The sequence below is a fragment of the Anaerovorax sp. IOR16 genome, assembly GCF_017168145.1.
Lineage (GTDB): Bacteria > Bacillota > Clostridia > Peptostreptococcales > Anaerovoracaceae > IOR16.
Genome location: NZ_JADQTL010000009.1, coordinates 1,152,302 through 1,173,750, shown reverse-complemented (window position 1 = coordinate 1,173,750; position 21,449 = coordinate 1,152,302). Strand labels below are relative to the sequence as shown.

The window sequence follows — 21,449 nt, the reverse complement described above, 5'->3', positions numbered from 1 at the left end:
ATATGAAAAAAATGCTTTCAAAAAATACCTTTATAACATTGATTTGCTTGGGCGTTTCTTTTGGCTTGATACAACTGTTGATTAGTCAAAATATTATTAATGCTTATTATCAAGTTACACTTGCGCTCATTTGCATTAATATTATTATGGCAGTAGGCTTAAATCTTGTGACCGGTTTTACAGGGCAATTTTCTTTAGGGCATGCAGGATTTATGTCCATTGGCGCTTATACGTGTGCTATTGTCACAACCTCAATGCCAACGACAACTGGATTTTTGCTGGGAACGTTTGCAGGAGCGATTATGGCAGCAATATTTGGGATATTAATTGGAATTCCAACGTTGCGTTTACGTGGAGATTATCTAGCTATTGCAACACTTGGTATGGCTGAAATTATTCGTATTATATTTTTGAATATGAAGATTACAGGTGGAGCCGCCGGCTTAAACGGAATTCCTAAATTTACAAATTGGCCATGGCTTTGGTTTTTCACAGCAGGAACCATTCTTTTAGTAAATAACTTTATACATTCTTCACATGGTCGTGCTTGCATTTCGATTCGTGAAGATGAGATTGCCGCTGAGTCGATGGGTATTAATACTACAAAATATAAGGTAATGGCTTTTGCAATTGGTGCGTTTTTTGCAGGCATCGGCGGTGCACTCTATGCTTCTACCTTTTTCATCCTAAAGCCGAATATGTTTGGATTTTTAAAGTCAATCGACATTTTAGTAATTGTTGTTTTAGGAGGGATGGGCAGCATCACCGGGTCTGTCATTGCAGCCATTTTACTTGCAGTGCTTACTACGTATTTACAAGCTTTTACGGCTCTTCGTATGATTATATACGCAGCCTTGCTTGTGGTTGTTATGATTTTCCGTCCACAAGGTCTTATGGCTTCAAAAGAATTGGATTTTACTAAGTTCTTTCGAATTAAAACAAAAGATGGAGAGAAAGTAGAATAGGAGGTGTCAAATATGCCATTGCTTTCAGTGGAAAAACTCACAAAGTCTTTCGGCGGTTTGACTGCCGTTTCAAATGTAAATATGGAGATTCAGGAAGGAGAACTTGTTGGTTTAATCGGGCCAAATGGAGCTGGTAAAACAACGTTATTTAACCTTTTGACAGGTGTTTACGAACCAACAAAAGGTACCGTTACTCTGGATATTAAGGGACATTCTCGAGAAATACAAGGACGCAAGCCATATAATATTACAAAAGAGGGCGTTGCTCGTACCTTTCAAAACATTCGTCTTTTTAAGGATTTAACTGTATTGGATAATGTTAGAATTGCGATGCATCAAAACATACGCTATCAAATGTTCGAAGCTTTCTTCCATACATTTGGCTATCATAAAGAAGAAAAAAGGTTGATTGAGGAAGCGGAATCTTTACTTGAAATATTTAATCTAACACATAAAAAAATGGAATTAGCAAAAAATTTACCTTATGGTGAACAACGACATTTGGAGATTGCAAGAGCTTTAGCGACAAAACCATCATTGCTTCTTTTAGATGAGCCTGCCGCTGGTATGAATCCAAATGAAACCGCAGAATTAACAGATACCATCGCTTGGCTAAGAGAAAAATTTAATTTAAGTATTCTTTTGATTGAACACGATATGTCTTTGGTCATGAAGGTTTGTGAACGAATCTATGTTTTAGATTACGGCATGATGATTGCAAACGGTACACCTGAGGAAATCCGTTCGAATAAGAGAGTTATAGAAGCTTATTTGGGGGAGGATGTTAACAATGCTTGAGATTAAAGATTTAAATGTTCATTACGGTGTGATCCATGCGTTAAAAAATATCTCTTTAACAGTAAACGATGGAGAAATTGTTACACTTATAGGCGCCAATGGTGCGGGAAAGACCACCACCCTCCGCACCATTTCGGGTCTGAAAAAGATCACGAGCGGCGAAATTATACTTGATGGGAAGCAGATTGGTTTACTTTCTGCTCCCCAAAGAGTATCATTAGGATTATCACAAGTACCGGAAGGCAGAAGAATTTTTCCGGAAATGAGTGTTTTAGAGAATTTAGAAATGGGTGCTTTCCTACGGAAAGATAAAGATGAGATTCGTAAGGATATGCAGAGTGTTTATGAGCGCTTTCCAATTCTGGGGGATCGAAAAAAACAATTGGCTGGTACTTTATCCGGTGGAGAGCAACAAATGCTTGCTATGGGAAGAGCCCTTATGTCTCGTCCTAAGATTTTACTTTTGGATGAACCATCTATGGGACTTGCGCCACTTTTAGTACGCGAGATTTTTGAAATTATTAAAGATATTAATAAAAGTGGGACTACAGTTCTTTTAGTAGAGCAAAATGCAAGTATGGCTTTGTCCATTGCGCATCGAGGTTATGTAATTGAGACGGGCTCTATTGTGCTGACTGGAAGCGGCGAGGAATTGATGAAGAGTAATGAAGTGCAAAAAGCTTACTTAGGAGGGGAATAAAATGTATGTTAAAAATCGGATGACAAAGGATCCTTATACCATTCAAGCCGATGCTCCAATTACCGAAGTAATCGAGTTAATGCGGGTAAAAAATTTAAAGAGAATACCCGTATTGGATGGGGAACGTGTAGTCGGTATTTTGACCGATGGAGACATTCAAAAGGTTTCACCTACAAAAGCGACGGCACTCAGTGTTTTTGAAATTAATTATTTATTAGCTAAAACGACAGTACGAGATGCTATGACAAAAAAAGTAGTAACAATATCTCCTGAGGATATTTTGGAAGAAGCAGCAGTTTTAATGCGTGCAAATCGAATTAGTTCGTTGCCTGTTGTCGATGGTACTAAGCTTGTAGGAATTATTACGGAAAGTGATATTTTTGATGCGTTTCTAGATTTATTAGGTGCTAGAGATATTGGAACTCGTCTTGTTATTGAAGCAGATGATAAACCGGGTATTCTTTCCGATGTTGCCAATACGGTGAGTGAGTATGGAGCGAACATCAACCACATTGCAGCATACCGACGGGAAGAAGATAGACGTAGCGATGTAGTGATTCGAGTAAATACCTTGGATTCAGAACCAATGATTCAGTCATTAGAAGAAAAAGGGTATAAAGTTTTAAGTGTAACAAAAAATCGTAATTAAGAATGTAAAAGAAATAAAAAGCACAGGATAAAGATGGAGTATCCTGTGCTTTGTTTTTTATTTGTGAAATTAAATTTTTTAAAAAATATTTATTAAAAAAAAATTGTAATTAAAATCGAAACATAAAAATTGCCATTAAATAAATGTCTAAAATTTTTAAATATCGTTCATAATAAAATTGAGAAAAGAGAGGAGATGAAACCGTGAAAAAAACAAGAATTTTTTTGGCAATTTTATTGATTCTAGCTTTATTCACTTTTGTGGGATGCACAAACAAAAATGTTGATTTAAATCCAGATAATGGAACAGACAATGGTGTAGTCGATAATGATCTAAATAACGACGGCGTTGATGATAATTACGACAACACAGTTGATGATTTGGATAATGATGGCATTGATAACAACGGTGATGCTTTAACTGAAGGTGCTATCACTGAAAATGATGCAAAAAATGAATAAAGAATAGAAATCAAAAGGAGGAGGCTGGCTCAAATTTTTTGAGTCAGTCTTTTTCATTCATTTATAAAATATTTTTTTAAAATAAGTTTTTACATATTATTTTAAATAAGATTAATTTTGTGTGGTATGATAAAAGAAGATATTACCAATATATTATTTAACTATAAGCAAAAGATGGAGAGAAAGAATGGAAAGAGATTATAAAAATGACATTTTAGATAAATTAGCTGAAAAAAATTACGATCCAATGTTAGAAGAAGAATTGGCTAATTTTTATGGCTTAAAGGGTAAAGAAATAGGAAATTTTATTTCACAATTAGATGAACTTTATGAAGAAGGAAGGGTTTTTCGAACGAAAAAAAATAAGTATTTATTGCCCAAAAGTTTAGGGATTATTGTAGGAATTTTATCAAAACATCGTAAAGGATTTGGTTTTGTAATTCCTTTAGAAGAAACACAGGAAGATGTTTTTATTGGTCCAAAAGATTTAAATTACGCCATGCATGGAGATTTAGTAGCTGTCAAATTAAGTAATCAAAATACAGGAGATGGAAAGAGAGAGGGTGTAATTACTCGTATTCTAAAGCGTAATACAATAGAAATTGTTGGCACATTTCAATTGCAAAGAAAATATGGGTTTGTTGTTTCAGATGATCCAAAAGAAAGAGATGATATTTTTGTTGCAGAACGGAATATCAACGGAGCTAAAACCGGTGATAAAGTAGTCGTACGCATTACCCAATGGCCAGAAAAAAATTTAAATGCCGAAGGAATTATTACAGAAATCATTAGCCGAAAAGGAGACCAAGGTGCAGATATTAAAGCGCTTATTCGACAGCACCGTTTAACGACTGATTTTCCATACGCAGTGCAAGAAGAAGCGAATCATATGGAAATGACTGTAAATGAACAAATGCAACATGGAAGAGTCGATTTACGTGATAAAACAATTATTACTATTGATGGAGCCGATTCAAAAGATTTTGATGATGCAGTATGTGTAGAACGATTGGATAATGGGAATTACTTGTTAGGCGTTCATATCGCAGATGTTTCACATTACGTCAAGGAAGGAAGTTATTTGGATCAGGAGGCTCTGAAAAGAGGGAATAGTGTTTATTTATTAGATCAAGTAATTCCAATGCTGCCGAAAGAGCTTTCTAATGGAATTTGCAGTTTAAATCCAAAGGTAGACCGTTTAACGTTATCAATAGATATGGAAGTGAATCCACAAGGAGTGGTAATAAATCATGAGATTTATGAAAGTATAATTTGCTCAACTGAAAGAATGGTTTATACAGATGTATCAGATATGCTAGAAAAGAATGATAAAGAATTAATTGAAAAATATAAGTCAATATATCCTGATTTACTTTTAATGCAGGAATTAGCTTCAATTTTGCGTGATGTACGTGATAAACGTGGCAGTTTAGATTTTGATTTTGATGAAGCTTATATTAAATTAAATGATAAAGGCATACCTACTTCTGTTGAAACTGCAGAGAGAAGAGTAGCAAATAGAATTATTGAAGAATTTATGTTATTAGCAAATGAAACAATTGCGGAACATTTTTATTGGATGGAAATTCCTTTTGTATATCGAATTCATGAGAAACCGGCTTTAGAAAAAATAGAAGCATTAAAACAATTTTTACAAAGCTTCAGTATTCTTTTAAAGGGAAATTCTGAAAATATTCATCCACGAGCTTTAAATGAGGTTATAAAGCTGGTAGAGGGAAAACCAGAAGAGCATGTTGTAAATACAGTTATGCTTCGTTCTATGAAAAAAGCTTTTTATGGTGTTGATTGTGAAGGGCATTTTGGTTTAGGAGTAAAATATTATTGTCATTTTACATCTCCTATTCGTCGATATCCCGATTTAATTATTCATCGAATTATTAAAGAATCTCTGTCAGGTAAATTAAATGAAAAACGCATTCGGACATTAAAAAAGAAAACTATGGAGGCTGCTGAAATTTCTTCTAAAACAGAAAGAGAAGCTCAAGAATTGGAACGGGAAGTAGAAAAATTGAAAATGGCCGAATACATGTCATATCACTTGGGTGAAGAATATGAAGGTATCATTAGTGGTGTTGCACAATTTGGATTTTTTGTAGAAATTGAAAATACAATAGAAGGTATGGTAAGGGCATCAGAAATGAATGATGATTTTTATGATTATGAACCAACGAAATATCGATTAATAGGACGTCGAACACACAAGATTTACGGCCTTGGTGATCGTGTAAAAATTCATGTTGATTCGGTTAATATTGCGAATCGTGAGATTAATTTTACCTTATGTTAAAATATATAAATAAATAGAAAAAGACGCTTTAATAAGTGTCTTTTTTTTGTATCTAGATTTTTATAAAAATAAAGTATATTTCTACAAAAAAGACTGAAAGCTATAAAATGAAAAGTATTACTTTTTATTCGTAATTAATTTTTAAATAATATTAAAAAGGAGAAAAAATGAAAAAAATAGAACAATTTTTAGGATTTATTTTGATATTTTTAGTTCTTATACTAGGTGCCACTTTATTAAAGTCAAATGATTTATTTTTTAGACTTTTGGTAGGAACTGGATTTGGATATGCTCTCACAAGAGCCTATACGGGATTTGCTGGTAGTATCAACCGTGCATTTCATACAGGCTCTACAAAATTAATGAGAACAATGATGTTACTTTTTTTTAGTACATGTCTATTGACCACTGCATTTTTATTTAAAGCCGATCCTGCCGCCTACGATCTTTGGGTAAATCCAATTAATTTTGGACTACTTTTAGGAGGAATCCTTTTTGGATTTGGAATGGCATTTTCTTCGTGCTGTGCCTCCGGTGTACTAACTGATTTAGTAACCGGATTACCAAGAGCCTTCATTACATTGTTATTCTTTGGGATTGGTGTATTTTTAGCATTTCCAATACAGAATTCTGCATCATGGATTAATGACTCTTGGTTTACATCTCAAATTGGAGAACAATTATATGGAGGTATATTTTTACCGGATCTATTTAAATGGGATCGATTAGAAGGTTATTTAGGTGCATTAATTTTAACAGCTATATTTTGTGGAATTGTGGTCTTTATCGCATATTCTTATGAAAAAAGACGGATAAAGAATAATACTTTCATAGGTCATAAAACAGAAATGGAACAAGATCAAAAGGATGTTTTCAATAGTTCGGATTATAATTTTTTAAATGAAAAAACTTATAATAGAATTTTTGTAAAGCCTTGGACTTTGGCGGAAGGTGCAGTTGTTATCAGCATTCTATTCACCTTGTTAATGGGTGTTACGAAAGCAGGTTGGGGAGCCTCAACTCCTTATGGCATTTGGTTTGGAAAATTATTAATGTTATTTGGGATATCAGCAGAGTCTTTATCCGAGTTCTCACTTATGCCCGCAGAAGTTTATGCTTTGCCATTCTTTGAGCATAGTATTTCAGTACAAAATTTTGGAATACTTCTAGGAACCTTGATTTATCTACTAACAGCAGGAAAGTTTATTAGAATATTCAAAACAGGAATGGAAATTACTGTGAAAGAAGGTTTCTTATATGTTCTAGGCGGTATTACGATGGGAGTCGGTACCAGATTCGCTAATGGATGTAATGTGGGAGCATTGTATACTCCAATTGCAAACTTTTCCTTATCAGGATGGATTTTTTTAATATTTATGGTTTTCGGTGGCATTATGGGAAATGTATTGGTTAGCAAATGGACAAAATAATTTAAAATATTTGGAATGATAGGAGAGTATTTATGAGTAAACGAATTTTAATTGTTGGCGGAGTTGCTGGAGGGGCATCCGCTGCAGCAAGGGCAAGAAGAATTGATGAGAGTGCTGAGATTATTATGTTTGAGAGAGGTCCTCATGTATCTTTTTCAAATTGTTCTTTGCCATATCATTTAAGTGGTATTGTAGAAAATAGTGATGATTTGATTTTAATGAATCCGGAAAAATTCAAAAAACAATACAATATTGAGGCTAGAGTAAACAGTGAAGTAATTAAGATAAATAAAGAAGAGAAAAATATTCTTGTCAGAGATGCGTCCGGACAAGCATATGAAGAAAGCTATGATTATCTTGTTTTATCACCTGGTGCAAGTCCAATTCTTCCTTCAAGTATAGAAGGAATAAACGGTTCCAATGTATTTACAGTAAGAAATGTTGTGGATATAGAAAAATTAAAATCATACATTGATAAACATCAGATAGCGGATATCGCTGTGATTGGTGGAGGATACGTTGGAGTTGAAGTTGCCGAGAATTTATGCTTAGCAGGTAAAAATGTAAGCTTAGTTGAAGCACTTAACCAAATTATGAATCCTTTTGATTATGATATGGTACAGATTCTTCATAAAGAGATGATGGACAAGGGTATTAATCTCATATTGAGTGATGGTGTAAAAAATATTAACAAGGATTCTATTGTATTGCAATCAGGTAAAACTGTATCGGCACAAGCGGTTGTAATGGCAATTGGTGTAAAACCGGAGACAAGTTTAGCGCAAGAAGCAGGGCTTGAAATTGGGAGCACTGGCGGCATTAAGGTCGACCACAATTATTTAACAAGTGATCCCAATATTTATGCCGTTGGAGATGCGATTGAAGTGTATCATCAGTTAAAACAACAGCCATCGAGATTGGCATTAGCAGGACCGGCACAGAGGCAAGCAAGAGCGGCGTCCGATCATATTTATAAAATACCTCATAATAATAAAGGGGTTATTGGATCAGCTGTCATTCAAATTTTTGATTTAAATGCAGCATGTACCGGTATTAATGAAAAATATGCGAAAGAAGCTGGAATTTCTTACGATTTCGTATATATCATACCAAGTGATAAAGTTGGTTTGATGCCAGAAAGTAACCCTTTGCATTTTAAGTTGATTTATGAATATCCTACCGGTCGAGTACTTGGTGCACAAGCAATTGGAAAAGGAAATGTAGATAAGAGGGTAGATGTAATTGCTGCAATTATTCAAATGGGTGGAACATTGGAAGATCTTAAGGAAATTGAATTATGTTATGCTCCATTGTTTGGAACTGCTAGGGATGTTGTTAACCATGCAGCTCTGGTAAGCTTAAATCTTTTGTATGGAAGATTTAAACAGATTCCGGTTACAAAAGTTAGAGAATTAGTGGAGAATAATGCATTTATCGTAGATGTCAGAGAAAGAGATGAATTTGAGCTAGGTCATCTAAACAATGCAATTAATATTCCATTAAGCGAACTTCGAAATAGAGTAGATGAGATTCCAAAGGATAAGCCGGTTTATCTGCATTGCCGCTCTAGCCAAAGAAGTTATAATGCAGCAATGGCTCTGCAAAATATTGGTTATCATAATGTAATTAATATATCTGGTTCTTTCTTGGGTGTTTGTTGTTACGAATATTTTCTGGATCAAATAAGTGGACGGGAAAAGATCGTTACCGAGTATAATTTTAGTTAAAGGTTTATTAAATGAAAAAAAAGCTTAATCGAATAGACATATTATCCTTAACATTAGGGTCTATTATTGGATGGGGGGCATTTACCCTCCCAGGTTCAAAGTTTCTTCCTGAAAGCGGTATTATTAGCACGGCCATCGGTTTTATACTTGGTGGTCTTGCTATTGTTTTTATACAGGAAGGTTACCATGTGATGCTCGAGAATCATCATGAGGATGGCGGAGAATTTTCATATACTTATAAAAATATGGGTAGAGTACATGGTTTTATAGTAGGGTGGTCTTTGACTTTATGTTATATTAGTATGGTACCGCTTAATGCAACGGCATTTGTATTAGTACTTCGGAAGTTATTCGGAACAAAAATGGATGTGATATATCTATACCATATAGCAGGAGAACCGGTATATTTGTCCAATATTTTTTTTGCTGCTTTAATAATTGTTATATTTTCGTATATTAATATCAAAGGACTAAGACCAAGTTCTCGTATACAAAATAGTATGATTTTTTTAATGGTAATTAATGTGATTATTATTTTTGTTATTTTGTATAGGAAGACAGATACTAGTTTAATAATGAATACTTATATCAATAGCTATAAATTTAATATTATGGAAGTTGCAAAAGTTTTTGCAATTATTCCTTTTTTATTTATAGGATTTGATGTAATACCACAGGTATCTACGGAACTTAATTTTAAGCCTTCAAAGGCTACTTCAATTGCAATATTATCCATTGTTTTAGGGGTTGTTTTCTATAATCTTCTTAACTTAATTACAGGCCTAGTTTATACACCACAGCAAGCAATTTCGGAAGAATGGGCACTTGGAAGTGCTGTATTGGAGAACATTGGTTACTTTGGATTTTTATTATTGATTTTATCATTATTAGGAGCTGTATCCGGTGGTATCAATGGTTTTTTATTAGGTAGTAGTAAATTAATTGGTTCTTTATCCGGTTATCGATTGATTCCTTCAAAATATAATAAGAAAAATAAGAATGGAGTTTTTGAAAATGGAGTTAAATTTGTAGCTATAATAAGCTTTATTGCTCCTTGGTTTGGCAGAAAGGTTATTCTATATATTGTAGAGATATCTTCTTTATTCGCAGCGATCGCTTATTGTTATGTATGTTATATAGTCGCGAGACATTCCAAAGGGATGTATCGATATTTTTCAATGATAGGGACGTTTATTAGTCTTTTATTTATAGTATTATTAATCATGCCTAGTTCCCCTGCGAAATTAAGCAAACCATCTTTTGTACTAATGATTTTATGGACATTAATGGGTTGTTTTTATTACAATAAATACGCAAAAAGAATTGGTTAATAAAAGATTTTAATATAGAAAAAGGCAAAATACCTTATAGATTAGATATTTCACCTTTTCATTTTTTAGATATTTTGTTTCGTAAATGATAGAAACGTTTTAATTGATTGTGCTAGGCTTTGAAATAGCATTCAAAGCGTCTCCGGCTTCATCAACATAGATCGGTTTTCTTGCAATATCAGCCATAGCAAGCATTCCAACTAATTTGCTGTTTTCTACTACCGGTAAGCGTCGAACTTGATGTTTTGCTAATAGCATTGATGCTTCATGTGTATTCATCTCTGGGTTTGCATAAACTAAATTTTTGGTCATAATATCTTGGGCTGTTTTTTCTTGTCCCGGTTCTGTCATAGCACGAAGAACCATGTCACGGTCAGTAATGATGCCAACAGGTTCACCACGATCTGTGCAAACTGGAAGAGAGCCAATGTTTTCTTGCTTCATATACTTAGCAATTTCCGACAAGGAAGTGTCTGGACGAACCCAAGTAACGGATGTTGTCATTAATTCTTTAACTTTCATAAAAAACCTCCTTTTTGATTAGTATGCCAAAAAAAAGGTGATTTTATTTATAGGAATAGTCATAAACGAACTATTTTTAACGATCCGGATTCCAAAAGAGTTTAGCAAATAACAACATAATGGTAAATAGCTCTAATCGGCCGATTAACATATAAAATGATAAAAACATCTTTGAAAAATCAGAGAATGCACTATAATTTGCAGAGGGCCCAACCAGTTCAAAACCGGGTCCGATGTTTCCAAGACATGCAGCAACAGAGCTGATACTTGTTAACATATCGAAATTTTCCAAAGAAATGATAAGACTTCCAAACAAAAGCAAACATACATATAAAACAGCAAAACTAGTGATACCTGAAACGGTAGCGGAAGGAATTGATTTTCCTTGAATCTTAACAGGTACAACAGCGCGAGGGTGCAGTTTTCGATACATGCCTCTTCGAATCAGTTTTAATAAAATTAAAACTCGGATTACCTTAACACCGCCTCCTGTGGAAGATGAACAGCCACCGACAAACATGAGTAAGAAAAGAACCATTTTGCTAAAAGTTGGCCACAAATCAAAATTCGTTGTTGAGTATCCTGTGGTAGTGGTAATGGAAGCTGCTTGAAAAACGGAATAACGTAAAGATTCTCCTATAGTATCATAAGTTTTTGTGCTCCAAAGGTTCCATGCAATTAAGACTGTTGCAATGGCAATAATAATAAAATAACCTCGCAGCTCATAATCTGAGAAAAAATCTTTGATTTTTCTTTGCAAAAGAAGATAGTAAAGATTAAAATTTACGCCAGCTAAAATCATGAATATAGTAATGACAATATCTACGTATATACTATCAAAATGTGCGATGCTGTTATTATAACTGGATAAACCGCCGGTACCTACAGTACCGAAGGTATGTATGAGTGCATCATATAAGTTAACTCCACCAATACAAAGGAGGATTACCTCTAAAACAGTCATACCAAGATACATAGAATATAAAATTCGTGCAGAGTCTGAGATTTTAGGAGATAACTTATCTAAAGTAGGTCCAGGGGTTTCTGCACGTATAATACGTTGACCTCCAATTCCTAATGCAGGCAATAATGCGATTGCAAAAACAAGAATACCCATACCACCTAGCCAATGTGTAAAAGAACGCCAAAATAAAATTCCTTTTGGAAGAGCTTCAATATCAGTAAGGATGGATGCACCTGTAGTAGAAAATCCTGAAGCTGTTTCAAAAAAAGCATCAATAAACGACGGTATGGAATTGGATAATAAAAATGGAAATGCGCCAAATATGGATGCTAAAATCCAACAAGATGCTACAATTAAAAATCCATCACGCATACGCAGTGTGGATGAAGTCGGTTTTGTTTTGTATACGACAAAGGCACCTAGGAATAACATAGGTACAATACAGTGCGCAAATGAAATGGCCACATCGATTTCATTATATAGCAATGATACAATTAACGATGGAATCATTGCTGCTGCTAAAAGAACACCAATGGCAGCATCTACTTTTAATATTAGTTTGTAATTCAGAACCATAGCAAAGTACCTTTCTTATTTGAAGAAGCGTGAACGCTTGGAACGGAATAATTTTTCCAGACGAGGAATGTTGGATAGCAAGGATAGAATAATTATGCGATCTCCATTCTTAATTACAGTGTCCCCATTTGGAATAATTGCTTCATCACCACGATGGACGGCAGCAATAATGACACCTTCCGGCAACTCCAAATTTTTAAGCGGTTGATTTAAAAGGCGCATTTTTTGATCGGCAACCAATTCAATAAATTCTGCTTGTCCTTGAATTAGTTGCGAAAAAATAATGTGTGTAGACCCCTGAATGTAACGTAAAATATTTGTAGCGGACATATCTAGAGGATTAAGTGCCATGCTGATTCCCATATTTTCAATCAAATCTGCATAGCTTTTTCGACTTACTTTAGCAACAACATCCTCAATGTTATGCTGTTTTGCCATCAAAGCGAGCAGAAGATTTTCTTCATCAAATCCGGTAAGCGTTATAAAGGCATCCATTTCATTTATGTTCTCTTCCTCTAATAAATTAGGATCGGTTGCATCCCCATGAAGTACCATGACATTATCCAGATGTTCAGAGAGATATTGGCAACGTAATTTGTCAATTTCAATAATTTTAACCGCCACACCAAAAGCAGATAGTTTTTGTGCGAGATAAAATCCAGATTTTCCTCCACCTGCAATCATAACACGTTGCAAATCAGTATATTGATTTTTATCGTGTACAATATCATTTAGCTTTTGAATGTGCTCGTCGAGTCCTAAAACATAAAGGCGATCCCCGTTTAATATGATAGTATCTCCTCTTGGTATAATTACTTTTCCATTTCTTGATATTGCAGTCACCTGCATATCTCCCAGTATTTTTGTAACATTATGAATTGGTTTGTCAACCAGTACCGGGAGTTTATCGGTTGAAAATTCAATCACTGCAATTTTTCCGCTGGAATAGCAGCCATTATTAAGCGTATATTTTTCAACAAGATATTTATATATTTCATTTGAAATAGACATATCTGGGTTTACTATAAAGTCAATGTTTAATGCTTCCTTAATGATTTGGATTTGTTTTACATGCTCCGGATCACGAATACGAGCAATGACCTTTGGACAACCCAAATGCTTTGCAAAAGAACAAATGACCATATTTTTTTCATCATTATCAGTAACTGCAACTAGGTAATCGTAAGTCCATATTTTTATTTCTTTCATAAATGAAATTTGTTTCGCATTTGCATTTACGGTTAATAAATCAAGCTGACCATTTATTTTTTGCAGCAAATCACTGTTTTTATCAACTAAGGTAACCTCATTGTCACCACTTAATAGCGCTTCTGTAATTGTGATGCCTAATTTACCGGCACCAATAATTGCCACTTTCATTTGTTTTCTCCTTGAAATATAAAAACGATTATTGTATATACATCTTAATATTTTACCATTATTTTTGATGAAATCAATAAAAAATTGTATTTTTCAACGAAATAAGGTAAAATCAAATTTACAAATAAATTCTACATTAATAGTATGGAGGCTAAGATGAAAATCAAACGATTTATCGGAGGAAATTTAGAGAGCAATGGCTATGTGCTTTACGATAAAGAAGGCGGTGAAGCTTTTATTATAGATCCGGGTTACCTTCCGGAACGTTTTTTAAAGGCATGTGCCTCTTTTGGATTGACAGTGAAAGGAATTTTATTAACGCATCATCATTATGATCATGTCGGAGCAGTAGAACGTTTGAAAAAAGAATGGGATTGCAACGTTTACCTTCACTGGCAGGATGTGGAGCATTATAAGAAAACTGTGGACGTAATGCTAGAAGATGGGGAAGTCTTTTTTTTAGGAACTGAAGAATTACATGTGGTACACACTCCGGGGCATACGCATGGCAGTGTATGCTTTTTTTCGGAAAAAAGTAAATGTGTTTTTACGGGTGATACGATTTTTAATATTGACCTCGGCCGTACGGATTTAGAGGATGGATCAGAGACAGAAATGCGTCATTCGATAAGAAATATCATTTCAAACTGGAGTAACGATATTACTATTTATCCAGGTCATGGAGACAGTGCGACGATGAAGTATGTACGTGCCCATAATAGGGAATACTTAGATTTGTTATAAAGAGTTGTGCTTACTTGCCAGGGAACGATTTTATTGCTATAATAGGCATTTTCTGCTATAATCATTCTGATTGGGCAAGATAAATAAGCAAGGGATTATTTTTTTATTTGTTTTAATATAGGAAAAACAAGAGAAAGATGGAGTGAAAGAATTATGAACAAACCAATTGTTGCTGTCGTAGGTAGACCTAACGTAGGTAAATCGACATTTTTTAATAAAATAGTAGGACGGCGGGTATCCATTGTAGAGGATACACCGGGAGTAACTCGAGATCGTATTTATGCGGAAGCAGAATGGAACGGAACTCCGTTTATTTTAATTGATACTGGTGGAATTGAGCCAGATTCTGATGATATTATTTTATCCCAGATGCGTAATCAAGCAGAGATTGCTATGGAGACTGCACAGGTTATTTTGTTTTTGGTTGACGGTAGAGCTGGTGTAACGTCAGCAGATCGAGAAGTGGCATCCATGCTACGAAGGAAAGGCAAGGATGTTATTTTAGTTGCAAATAAAATTGATACATCTAAGCTTCCAGATGATTTTTATGATTTTTATGAATTGGGATTGGGTGATCCGATTGCAATTTCTGCAGCAAATATGCTGGGACTGGGTGACCTCTTACAAATGATTGTGGAAAAATTTCCAACGGATAATGATGATGACGAAGAGGATGATAGGACGAACATTGCAATTATTGGAAAACCAAATGTCGGAAAATCTTCTTTGATAAATGCATTTTTAGGAGAAAATCGGGTTATTGTCAGCAATATTGCGGGTACCACACGTGATTCTATCGATACTCCATTTACACATGGAGAAGATTCTTTTTTACTTATCGATACTGCTGGGATTCGAAGAAAAAGTAAAGTAACACAGGATATTGAACGTTATAGTGTCATTCGAGCTATTACAGCGATTGAGCGTTGCGATGTTTGTTTTTTGATGTTGGATGCACAAGAAGGTGTGACGGAGCAAGACAAAAAAATTGCGGGTGTTGCGCATGAAGCCGGAAAAGGTATTGTTGTTGTTGTAAATAAGTGGGATTTAATTGAAAAAGAAACCAATACGATGCGAGATTTTGAAAAAGAAATCCGTAATGAACTTTCTTTTATGCCATATGCACCGATTTTATTTGTTTCTGTTTTAAAAAACCAAAGATTAGAAAAATTAATTAATATAGCGAAGATGGTTGCAGACAAACGAGCAATGCGTGTTCCAACAGGTCAGCTTAATAGTTTGATTGTCGACGCTACCATGATGCAAGCGCCGCCTTCCGATAAAGGAAGACGTTTAAAGATTTATTATGTGACACAGGTTGCTGTAAAACCACCTCTTTTCTCGTTCAAAATAAATGATAGAGAATTGATGCATTTTTCTTATGCTCGCTATTTAGAGAACAAAATACGAGAAGGATTTGGATTTGAAGGCACTTCAATAAAATTTGTATTTAGAGAGAAAGGTGAGACCATTAATGAGTAATCCACTTTATTTGATAATTCCAGTGGTGATTGCGTATTTTATAGGTAATATTTCACCTGCTATTTTAATTGCAAAATCATTTGGAATTGATATTCGGTCACAGGGAAGCGGTAATGCAGGCAGCACCAATGTTCTTCGAGTACTTGGTAAAAAAGCTGCTATAGCGACACTTGCTATCGATATTTTAAAAGGTGTTGTTGCGGTTCTTTTGGGCCGTTACATAGGAGGTCAATCCTTAGCTGTTTTTTGCGGGATAGCAGTATTTATCGGTCATATTTGGCCCCTCCTGTTTGGGTTTCGTGGAGGAAAGGGCATCGCAACAGGGTTTGGAGCCATTGTAGCCATTGAGCCGATTCTTGGCTTAGAGATTGCCGTGATAGCTCTTCTGGGAATTGTTTTTTCAAAGCGGGTTGCCGTAGGATCGATTTTAGCTGCTGTAGCATTGCCGCTTTTAGCATATTTCATTCACCCAGAGTATTTGCTTTGGTCATCAGTAATGGGAGCGATTGCTATTTTTAAGCATCGGCAAAATATAAAACGACTTTTGCATGGAGAAGAGACGAAAATTAATTTTAAGAAATAAATTTTGGAGGCAGAAAATGAATAAAAAAATTGCGGTATTGGGTGCCGGAAGCTGGGGAACCGCTTTGGCAGTGACTTTAAGTACAAATGGTCATGCAGTAAATATGTGGGATATTAATGCAGAGCATGCACAGGAATTGAAGGAGAATCGTGAAAATAAAAGATATTTACCGGAAGTTTCTTTCAATGAATTGTTAAACATTTCTATGGAGGCAGAGGAAGCCATTCAGGGTGCAGATATTGTATTATTTTCTGCGCCGGCACAGCATTTTCGAAATGCATTGGAGAATGCAATGCCGTATTTAAAAAAGGATATGGTTCTTGTCAATGTTGCAAAGGGAATAGAGCAAAAAACTTTACTTCGTATGTCTCAAATTGCAATGGAAAAGTTACCGGATGCAAATTATGTTGTGCTTTCCGGTCCTTCTCATGCAGAAGAAGTGGGAAGAGCTATGCCTACGACTGTAGTTTCTGCTTCAAAGGATATTAAATTAGCAGAATACATTCAGGATGTATTTATGTCAGATACGTTTCGTGTTTATACCAACACTGATGTGGTTGGTGTTGAGCTTGGGGGCGCATTAAAAAATATTATTGCTTTGGGTGCTGGTATATCGGATGGTATGGGATTTGGTGATAATGCAAAGGCTGCAATGATGACCAGAGGTATGACAGAGATGGCTCGCTTAGGAGTGAAGTTGGGGGCGGAGGAAAAAACGTTTTCTGGATTAACCGGCATGGGAGACTTGATTGTAACCTGTACAAGTATGCATAGCAGAAACCGTCGCTGTGGAATCATGATTGGAGAAGGAATGAAGCCTTCGGAAGCGACAAAAAAAGTCGGTATGGTTGTAGAGGGGATGTTCACAACGGAAGCCGCTTATGAGCTTGCTCAAAAAAATAAAGTAGAAATGCCAATTACCGAAGCTATTTATCAAGTTGTAAATGAAAAAATCGATGCAAGAGAAGCAGTAACTGCATTAATGAGTCGAAGTAAGAAACATGAAACAGAAGATTTAATGATTCGATAAAATCAATGAATTTGGAGAAGAGTGAATGGAAAATAATCAACCAAATAGATTTTTTATACAAACCTTTGGTTGCCAAATGAATGAACGTGATTCTGAAACCATCGCCGGTATGCTTATCGAACGGGGATATGTACCGACAAATAATAAAAAAGATGCAGATATCGTTCTTTTAAATACCTGCAGTGTGCGAGAAAATGCAGATCAACGTTTTTTTGGAATCTTAGGACAGTTAAAAAAAATAAAAGAAGAAAGATCGTCTTTTATTGTAGGAGTATGTGGTTGCATGATGCAGCAGCAACATATTATTGATACCTTAAAAAGTAAGTACCCATGGGTCGATTTGGTCTTTGGAACACATAATATTCATACCTTCCCACAGCTTATTGAAGGTGTTCTTTCAGAGCGAAGAAAGATTGTAGATGTTTGGGAAGAAGCTGGCGAAGTCGTGGAAGGATTGCCGGCCAAAAGACTATATCCTTTTAAGGCTTTTGTCAATATTATGTATGGGTGTAATAATTTTTGTACCTATTGTATTGTACCTTATACGAGAGGAAGAGAACGAAGCAGAAGACCGGAGGAGGTTATTTCTGAGGTAAAGCAATTAGTTGCTTCCGGTGTAAAAGAAGTAACTCTTTTGGGACAAAATGTAAATTCTTACGGCGTAAGTTCGCATGGAAGTGATTATTGTGCCGAAGAAGAAAATGGAATGGATTTCGCAGGTCTTATTTATGCTTTAAATGAAGTGGAAGGATTGGAACGAATTCGATTTATGACATCCCATCCAAAAGATTTATCAGATGGATTGATTCAGGCATATAAGGATTGTGATAAACTTTGCAATCATATTCATCTTCCAGTACAATCGGGAAGCACGAATTTATTAAAGAAAATGAACCGAAAATATACGAAGGAACATTATCTGCTTTTAATTGAAAAATTACGTAAATCAGTTCCGGATATTGCAATTACTACTGATATTATTGTAGGATTTCCAGGTGAAACGGAAGAAGATTTTTTAGAAACCTTAGATTTGGTACAAACCGTTCAGTATGATTCTGCTTTTACGTTTTTGTATTCCATAAGAAAAGGAACTCCCGCTGCCGAATATGAAGATCAAATTCCGGAAGAAATAAAGCATGAACGGTTTAACCGTTTGGTAGAACTTTTAAATGATATAACAGCAAAAATTAATAAAACATATGAGGGAACGGTGCAAAAGGTACTTGTTGAAGGAACCAGCAAAACAGATAAAACGACTTATACCGGTCGAACTGATTCGTTGAAGGTAGTAAATTTTAAAGGGAACGAAGAACAAATCGGCACCATTGTAAATGTCAAAATAACAGAGGGAAAAACCTTTAGCCTGACCGGCGAAGTCGTATAATTAGTAAAACGATTTAGAAAAATAGAAAATATTAAGAAAAGCCAATGTATTATAAGTTTACATTGGCTTTTTTTATCTAATAGGAAATATCGTTAGATTTTCCTATTAGATAAAAAGGGAAGTGCAGAGGGGCGGGAAGCCTCTTTGCCCATAAAGGAGGGTGCTCAGCGAATGAAATGAGCAAACAGCCAACATGTGCAAATAGAAATCTTGATTTCGTCATTTGTACTTTTTTTATTTTTTGTGAATAAAGAGGACATTCGTCTAATATATTGTACAGACATCAGTGGAAATAATATGGAGGAGGGGTAGAGCTTGGAGAACCTGAATATATATGAAAACATTGCGGAACGTTCACAGGGCGATATTTATATCGGCGTAGTCGGGCCGGTACGAACTGGGAAATCCACTTTTATTAAAAGGTTTATGGATTTAATGGTGATGCCGAATGTAACAAACCGTTATGTAAAGGAGCGCATTCAAGATGAATTGCCGCAAAGTGGTGGTGGAAAGACCATTATGACAACAGAACCCAAATTTGTTCCAGCAGAGGCAGTTGCGTTGGAATTACCGGGTAAAGTGAATTTACGTGTACGTATGGTAGATTGTGTTGGATATTTAGTGAACAATGCTTTGGGACATATGGAGGATGGTAGTCCGAGAATGGTCAGTACACCATGGCAGTCAAATCAAATTCCTTTCAAGGAAGCAGCTGAAATAGGGACACGAAAAGTAATTCGTGATCATTCTACCATTGGAATTGTAGTAACAACGGATGGATCCATTGGTGAAATTGATCGGGAAAGTTATATACCGGCAGAGGAACGTGTGGTAGCAGAATTGAAAGAGTTACACAAACCGTTTGCAATGGTTCTAAATACTTTAAATCCAACAGACGAATCGGTATTAGATCTTCAAAAAAATTTAGAAGAAAAATATAACGTTCCGGTAATTGCAGCGAATTGTGCGAAGATGAGCACGAAGGTTATGGGGCACATTTTAAACGAGACTTTGTACGAATTTCCTGCAACTGAAATTCGTTTCCATCTCCCTGGATTTATTGAAGGGCTTGGAAATGATCATTGGATCAAAGCTACCATTATAAATAATTTGAAAGAGTGGAGTAAGGGCTTTGATAATTTAAAGGATATTAGAGAGAGCATTGCCTCTTTAGCAGATGGAAATGTTATTGAGGATGTTACAATCAAAGGTATGGAGCTTGGTAACGGTGAAATTGAAGTAGAGATGGCAGTTGTTAAAGGGCTCTATTATCAGGTAATCGGCGAGATTATGGAATGTGAAATTGAGAATGATTACGAATTCTTCTCCTTGATTAAAAAGTTCTCGCAAGCCAAAAAAGCATACGATAAGCTGGAAGAGGCCATGGGTCAGGTCGAAAATTCCGGATACGGTATTGTGCAACCTAAACTTTCGGAAATGGTTTTGGAGGAGCCTGAAATCTTTAAACAAGGGAATAAGTTTGGTGTACGCTTAAAAGCAAAAGCACCTAGCCTTCATATAATAGCAATCAAACAGACGTTAAACAAACGTTGGAAAATCAACAGAGTATCTTAATAGATACAAAAGAGTATAAATTATTAAGAGGATTAACTACTAGAAATAATTGGCATGAACACACGTATTTTATAGAGATACATTTTGTTAATAATTTATAAAGCGAAAAAAAATAGGGGAGTCCGAAAACTCCCCATAAAATGCAATAGCAGCCTAAATAAATAGACCGCCATTGCACAACCATTATTTAACCAATCATTAACAGAAAGGTTATTTTAATTATATCACTGTAAGTATTTAAGTCAATATACTATCTCTTAATAGCTTTCGCTAATCTAACGAGTAAACTATCTCTCCAAATATAACTATCAAGATAATCCATCGTATCATCTGCAAACCCACAAACGTCTTTAATAATTTGTTTTGCTTCTTGTCGAGTCAATTCCTTCACTTCTTCCTTATATTCAAACTTCTCAAAGTCAACATAATCAGCATTGTAATACTGATTCCATTTATTATTTAACTTAATCCAACTCCAATGCAAATGTTCCCCAGTGCTTCTTCCAGTTGAACCTACCGCCCCGATTATATCACCCTTATTTAATCGTTGACCAACCTTGCAAATAATCTTACTACAATGATAAGCAAGTCCAACATAACCTAAATCTTTAAAAGCAATATAGACGAATAAAGCACCAAATCTATCACTACCAACTCTTAATACCTTACCGTTATTAAAAGGGCAGTAAATAGGCGGTTTTTTGCCATATGTAGCATAATCTACGCCATTGTGAAAACTTTTTTCCTCAGTAACAGGATGGATACGATAACCAAATGGACTTGAAACATAATGTGGAATCTCTCTTAATAATAAGAAACCATTTACGCTTTTCATTTCAT

The 21,449-nt window shown here is 35.2% G+C and carries 19 protein-coding genes; 15 read left to right on the top strand and 4 right to left on the bottom strand.

Annotated elements, in window-relative coordinates; genetic code table 11:
• Positions 1–2: 2 nt before the first annotated feature.
• From I2490_RS09700 to I2490_RS09660, 9 genes are all read left to right on the top strand, one after another.
• Positions 3–965 (top strand): branched-chain amino acid ABC transporter permease, encoded by a 963-nt coding sequence (locus I2490_RS09700; RefSeq protein ID WP_206459494.1) that lies wholly within the window; start codon positions 3–5, stop codon positions 963–965.
• A gap of 12 nt (positions 966–977) precedes the next feature.
• Entirely contained in the window at positions 978–1,763 is a 786-nt protein-coding gene (locus tag I2490_RS09695) for an ABC transporter ATP-binding protein (protein ID WP_206459493.1), read from the top strand.
• Entirely contained in the window at positions 1,756–2,463 is a 708-nt protein-coding gene (locus tag I2490_RS09690; protein ID WP_206459492.1) for an ABC transporter ATP-binding protein, read from the top strand. Before I2490_RS09695 ends, I2490_RS09690 begins: the two co-directional genes overlap by 8 nt.
• 1 nt (position 2,464) lies before the next feature.
• Positions 2,465–3,112, top strand: coding sequence for a CBS and ACT domain-containing protein (locus I2490_RS09685; RefSeq protein WP_206459491.1), 648 nt, complete (start codon positions 2,465–2,467; stop codon positions 3,110–3,112).
• A gap of 203 nt (positions 3,113–3,315) precedes the next feature.
• Positions 3,316–3,573: a hypothetical protein gene (locus I2490_RS09680; protein WP_206459490.1), complete on the top strand. Its 258-nt coding sequence runs from the start codon at positions 3,316–3,318 to the stop codon at positions 3,571–3,573.
• A 187-nt stretch (positions 3,574–3,760) separates the two neighbouring features.
• Positions 3,761–5,881 carry a ribonuclease R gene (gene rnr / locus I2490_RS09675; RefSeq protein ID WP_206459489.1) on the top strand — a complete coding sequence of 707 codons (2,121 nt, stop codon included), beginning with the start codon at positions 3,761–3,763 and terminating at the stop codon, positions 5,879–5,881.
• A 167-nt stretch (positions 5,882–6,048) separates the two neighbouring features.
• Positions 6,049–7,311: a YeeE/YedE family protein gene (locus tag I2490_RS09670; protein WP_206459488.1), complete on the top strand. Its 1,263-nt coding sequence runs from the start codon at positions 6,049–6,051 to the stop codon at positions 7,309–7,311.
• 32 nt (positions 7,312–7,343) lie between these two features.
• Positions 7,344–9,038 carry an FAD-dependent oxidoreductase gene (locus I2490_RS09665; RefSeq protein WP_206459487.1) on the top strand — a complete coding sequence of 565 codons (1,695 nt, stop codon included), beginning with the start codon at positions 7,344–7,346 and terminating at the stop codon, positions 9,036–9,038.
• An 11-nt stretch (positions 9,039–9,049) separates the two neighbouring features.
• The gene (locus I2490_RS09660) at positions 9,050–10,369 is read left to right on the top strand and encodes an APC family permease (protein ID WP_206459486.1); all 1,320 of its coding nucleotides are present in this window, start codon (positions 9,050–9,052) and stop codon (positions 10,367–10,369) included.
• A 99-nt stretch (positions 10,370–10,468) separates the two neighbouring features.
• Here the strand turns inward: I2490_RS09660 and I2490_RS09655 are convergent, their stop codons facing one another.
• The 3 genes from I2490_RS09655 to trkA form a co-directional block, all read right to left on the bottom strand.
• Positions 10,469–10,891: a CBS domain-containing protein gene (locus tag I2490_RS09655; protein WP_206459485.1), complete on the bottom strand. Its 423-nt coding sequence runs from the start codon at positions 10,889–10,891 to the stop codon at positions 10,469–10,471.
• A 76-nt stretch (positions 10,892–10,967) separates the two neighbouring features.
• Positions 10,968–12,431, bottom strand: a complete 1,464-nt coding sequence (locus I2490_RS09650) for a TrkH family potassium uptake protein (protein ID WP_245157131.1) — start codon at positions 12,429–12,431, stop codon at positions 10,968–10,970.
• Positions 12,432–12,446: 15 nt separating this feature from the next.
• Complete coding sequence (trkA, locus tag I2490_RS09645; RefSeq protein ID WP_206459484.1) at positions 12,447–13,811, bottom strand: Trk system potassium transporter TrkA; 1,365 nt, start codon at positions 13,809–13,811, stop codon at positions 12,447–12,449.
• 156 nt (positions 13,812–13,967) lie between these two features.
• Here trkA and I2490_RS09640 point away from each other — a divergent pair, with 156 nt between their 5' ends.
• The 6 genes from I2490_RS09640 to spoIVA all read left to right on the top strand — a co-directional run bounded on the left by I2490_RS09640 (position 13,968) and on the right by spoIVA (position 20,609).
• The gene (locus I2490_RS09640; RefSeq protein ID WP_206459483.1) at positions 13,968–14,555 is read left to right on the top strand and encodes an MBL fold metallo-hydrolase; all 588 of its coding nucleotides are present in this window, start codon (positions 13,968–13,970) and stop codon (positions 14,553–14,555) included.
• A 153-nt stretch (positions 14,556–14,708) separates the two neighbouring features.
• On the top strand, positions 14,709–16,037 hold the full coding sequence (gene der / locus I2490_RS09635) for a ribosome biogenesis GTPase Der (RefSeq protein ID WP_206459482.1): 1,329 nt from the start codon (positions 14,709–14,711) through the stop codon (positions 16,035–16,037).
• Positions 16,030–16,620: a glycerol-3-phosphate 1-O-acyltransferase PlsY gene (gene plsY, locus I2490_RS09630; RefSeq protein ID WP_206459481.1), complete on the top strand. Its 591-nt coding sequence runs from the start codon at positions 16,030–16,032 to the stop codon at positions 16,618–16,620. The genes der and plsY overlap by 8 nt, the downstream gene beginning before the upstream one ends.
• Positions 16,621–16,636: 16 nt before the next feature.
• A complete protein-coding gene (locus tag I2490_RS09625) occupies positions 16,637–17,650 on the top strand; it encodes an NAD(P)H-dependent glycerol-3-phosphate dehydrogenase (RefSeq protein ID WP_206459480.1) in 1,014 nt (337 codons plus the stop codon).
• Positions 17,651–17,675: 25 nt separating this feature from the next.
• Positions 17,676–19,034, top strand: coding sequence for a tRNA (N6-isopentenyl adenosine(37)-C2)-methylthiotransferase MiaB (gene miaB, locus I2490_RS09620; RefSeq protein ID WP_206459479.1), 1,359 nt, complete (start codon positions 17,676–17,678; stop codon positions 19,032–19,034).
• A 315-nt stretch (positions 19,035–19,349) separates the two neighbouring features.
• Positions 19,350–20,609, top strand: a complete 1,260-nt coding sequence (spoIVA, locus tag I2490_RS09615; protein ID WP_206459478.1) for a stage IV sporulation protein A — start codon at positions 19,350–19,352, stop codon at positions 20,607–20,609.
• A gap of 250 nt (positions 20,610–20,859) precedes the next feature.
• Here the strand turns inward: spoIVA and I2490_RS09610 are convergent, their stop codons facing one another.
• Entirely contained in the window at positions 20,860–21,444 is a 585-nt protein-coding gene (locus tag I2490_RS09610; protein WP_206459477.1) for a M23 family metallopeptidase, read from the bottom strand.
• Positions 21,445–21,449 lie beyond the last annotated feature (5 nt).

Excerpts from the sequence above, each read along its gene's own strand:
- I2490_RS09695 (WP_206459493.1), top strand. The coding sequence starts at position 978 with ATGCCATTGCTTTCAGTGGAAAAACTCACAAAGTCTTTCGGCGGTTTG.
- der (WP_206459482.1), top strand. The coding sequence starts at position 14,709 with ATGAACAAACCAATTGTTGCTGTCGTAGGTAGACCTAACGTAGGTAAA.
- I2490_RS09660 (WP_206459486.1), top strand. The coding sequence starts at position 9,050 with ATGAAAAAAAAGCTTAATCGAATAGACATATTATCCTTAACATTAGGG.
- I2490_RS09670 (WP_206459488.1), top strand. The coding sequence starts at position 6,049 with ATGAAAAAAATAGAACAATTTTTAGGATTTATTTTGATATTTTTAGTT.
- plsY (WP_206459481.1), top strand. The coding sequence starts at position 16,030 with ATGAGTAATCCACTTTATTTGATAATTCCAGTGGTGATTGCGTATTTT.
- I2490_RS09665 (WP_206459487.1), top strand. The coding sequence starts at position 7,344 with ATGAGTAAACGAATTTTAATTGTTGGCGGAGTTGCTGGAGGGGCATCC.
- I2490_RS09655 (WP_206459485.1), bottom strand. The coding sequence starts at position 10,891 with ATGAAAGTTAAAGAATTAATGACAACATCCGTTACTTGGGTTCGTCCA.
- I2490_RS09700 (WP_206459494.1), top strand. The coding sequence starts at position 3 with ATGAAAAAAATGCTTTCAAAAAATACCTTTATAACATTGATTTGCTTG.
- I2490_RS09610 (WP_206459477.1), bottom strand. The coding sequence starts at position 21,444 with ATGAAAAGCGTAAATGGTTTCTTATTATTAAGAGAGATTCCACATTAT.
- I2490_RS09650 (WP_245157131.1), bottom strand. The coding sequence starts at position 12,431 with ATGGTTCTGAATTACAAACTAATATTAAAAGTAGATGCTGCCATTGGT.
- rnr (WP_206459489.1), top strand. The coding sequence starts at position 3,761 with ATGGAAAGAGATTATAAAAATGACATTTTAGATAAATTAGCTGAAAAA.
- I2490_RS09640 (WP_206459483.1), top strand. The coding sequence starts at position 13,968 with ATGAAAATCAAACGATTTATCGGAGGAAATTTAGAGAGCAATGGCTAT.
- I2490_RS09685 (WP_206459491.1), top strand. The coding sequence starts at position 2,465 with ATGTATGTTAAAAATCGGATGACAAAGGATCCTTATACCATTCAAGCC.
- I2490_RS09690 (WP_206459492.1), top strand. The coding sequence starts at position 1,756 with ATGCTTGAGATTAAAGATTTAAATGTTCATTACGGTGTGATCCATGCG.
- miaB (WP_206459479.1), top strand. The coding sequence starts at position 17,676 with ATGGAAAATAATCAACCAAATAGATTTTTTATACAAACCTTTGGTTGC.
- trkA (WP_206459484.1), bottom strand. The coding sequence starts at position 13,811 with ATGAAAGTGGCAATTATTGGTGCCGGTAAATTAGGCATCACAATTACA.
- I2490_RS09625 (WP_206459480.1), top strand. The coding sequence starts at position 16,637 with ATGAATAAAAAAATTGCGGTATTGGGTGCCGGAAGCTGGGGAACCGCT.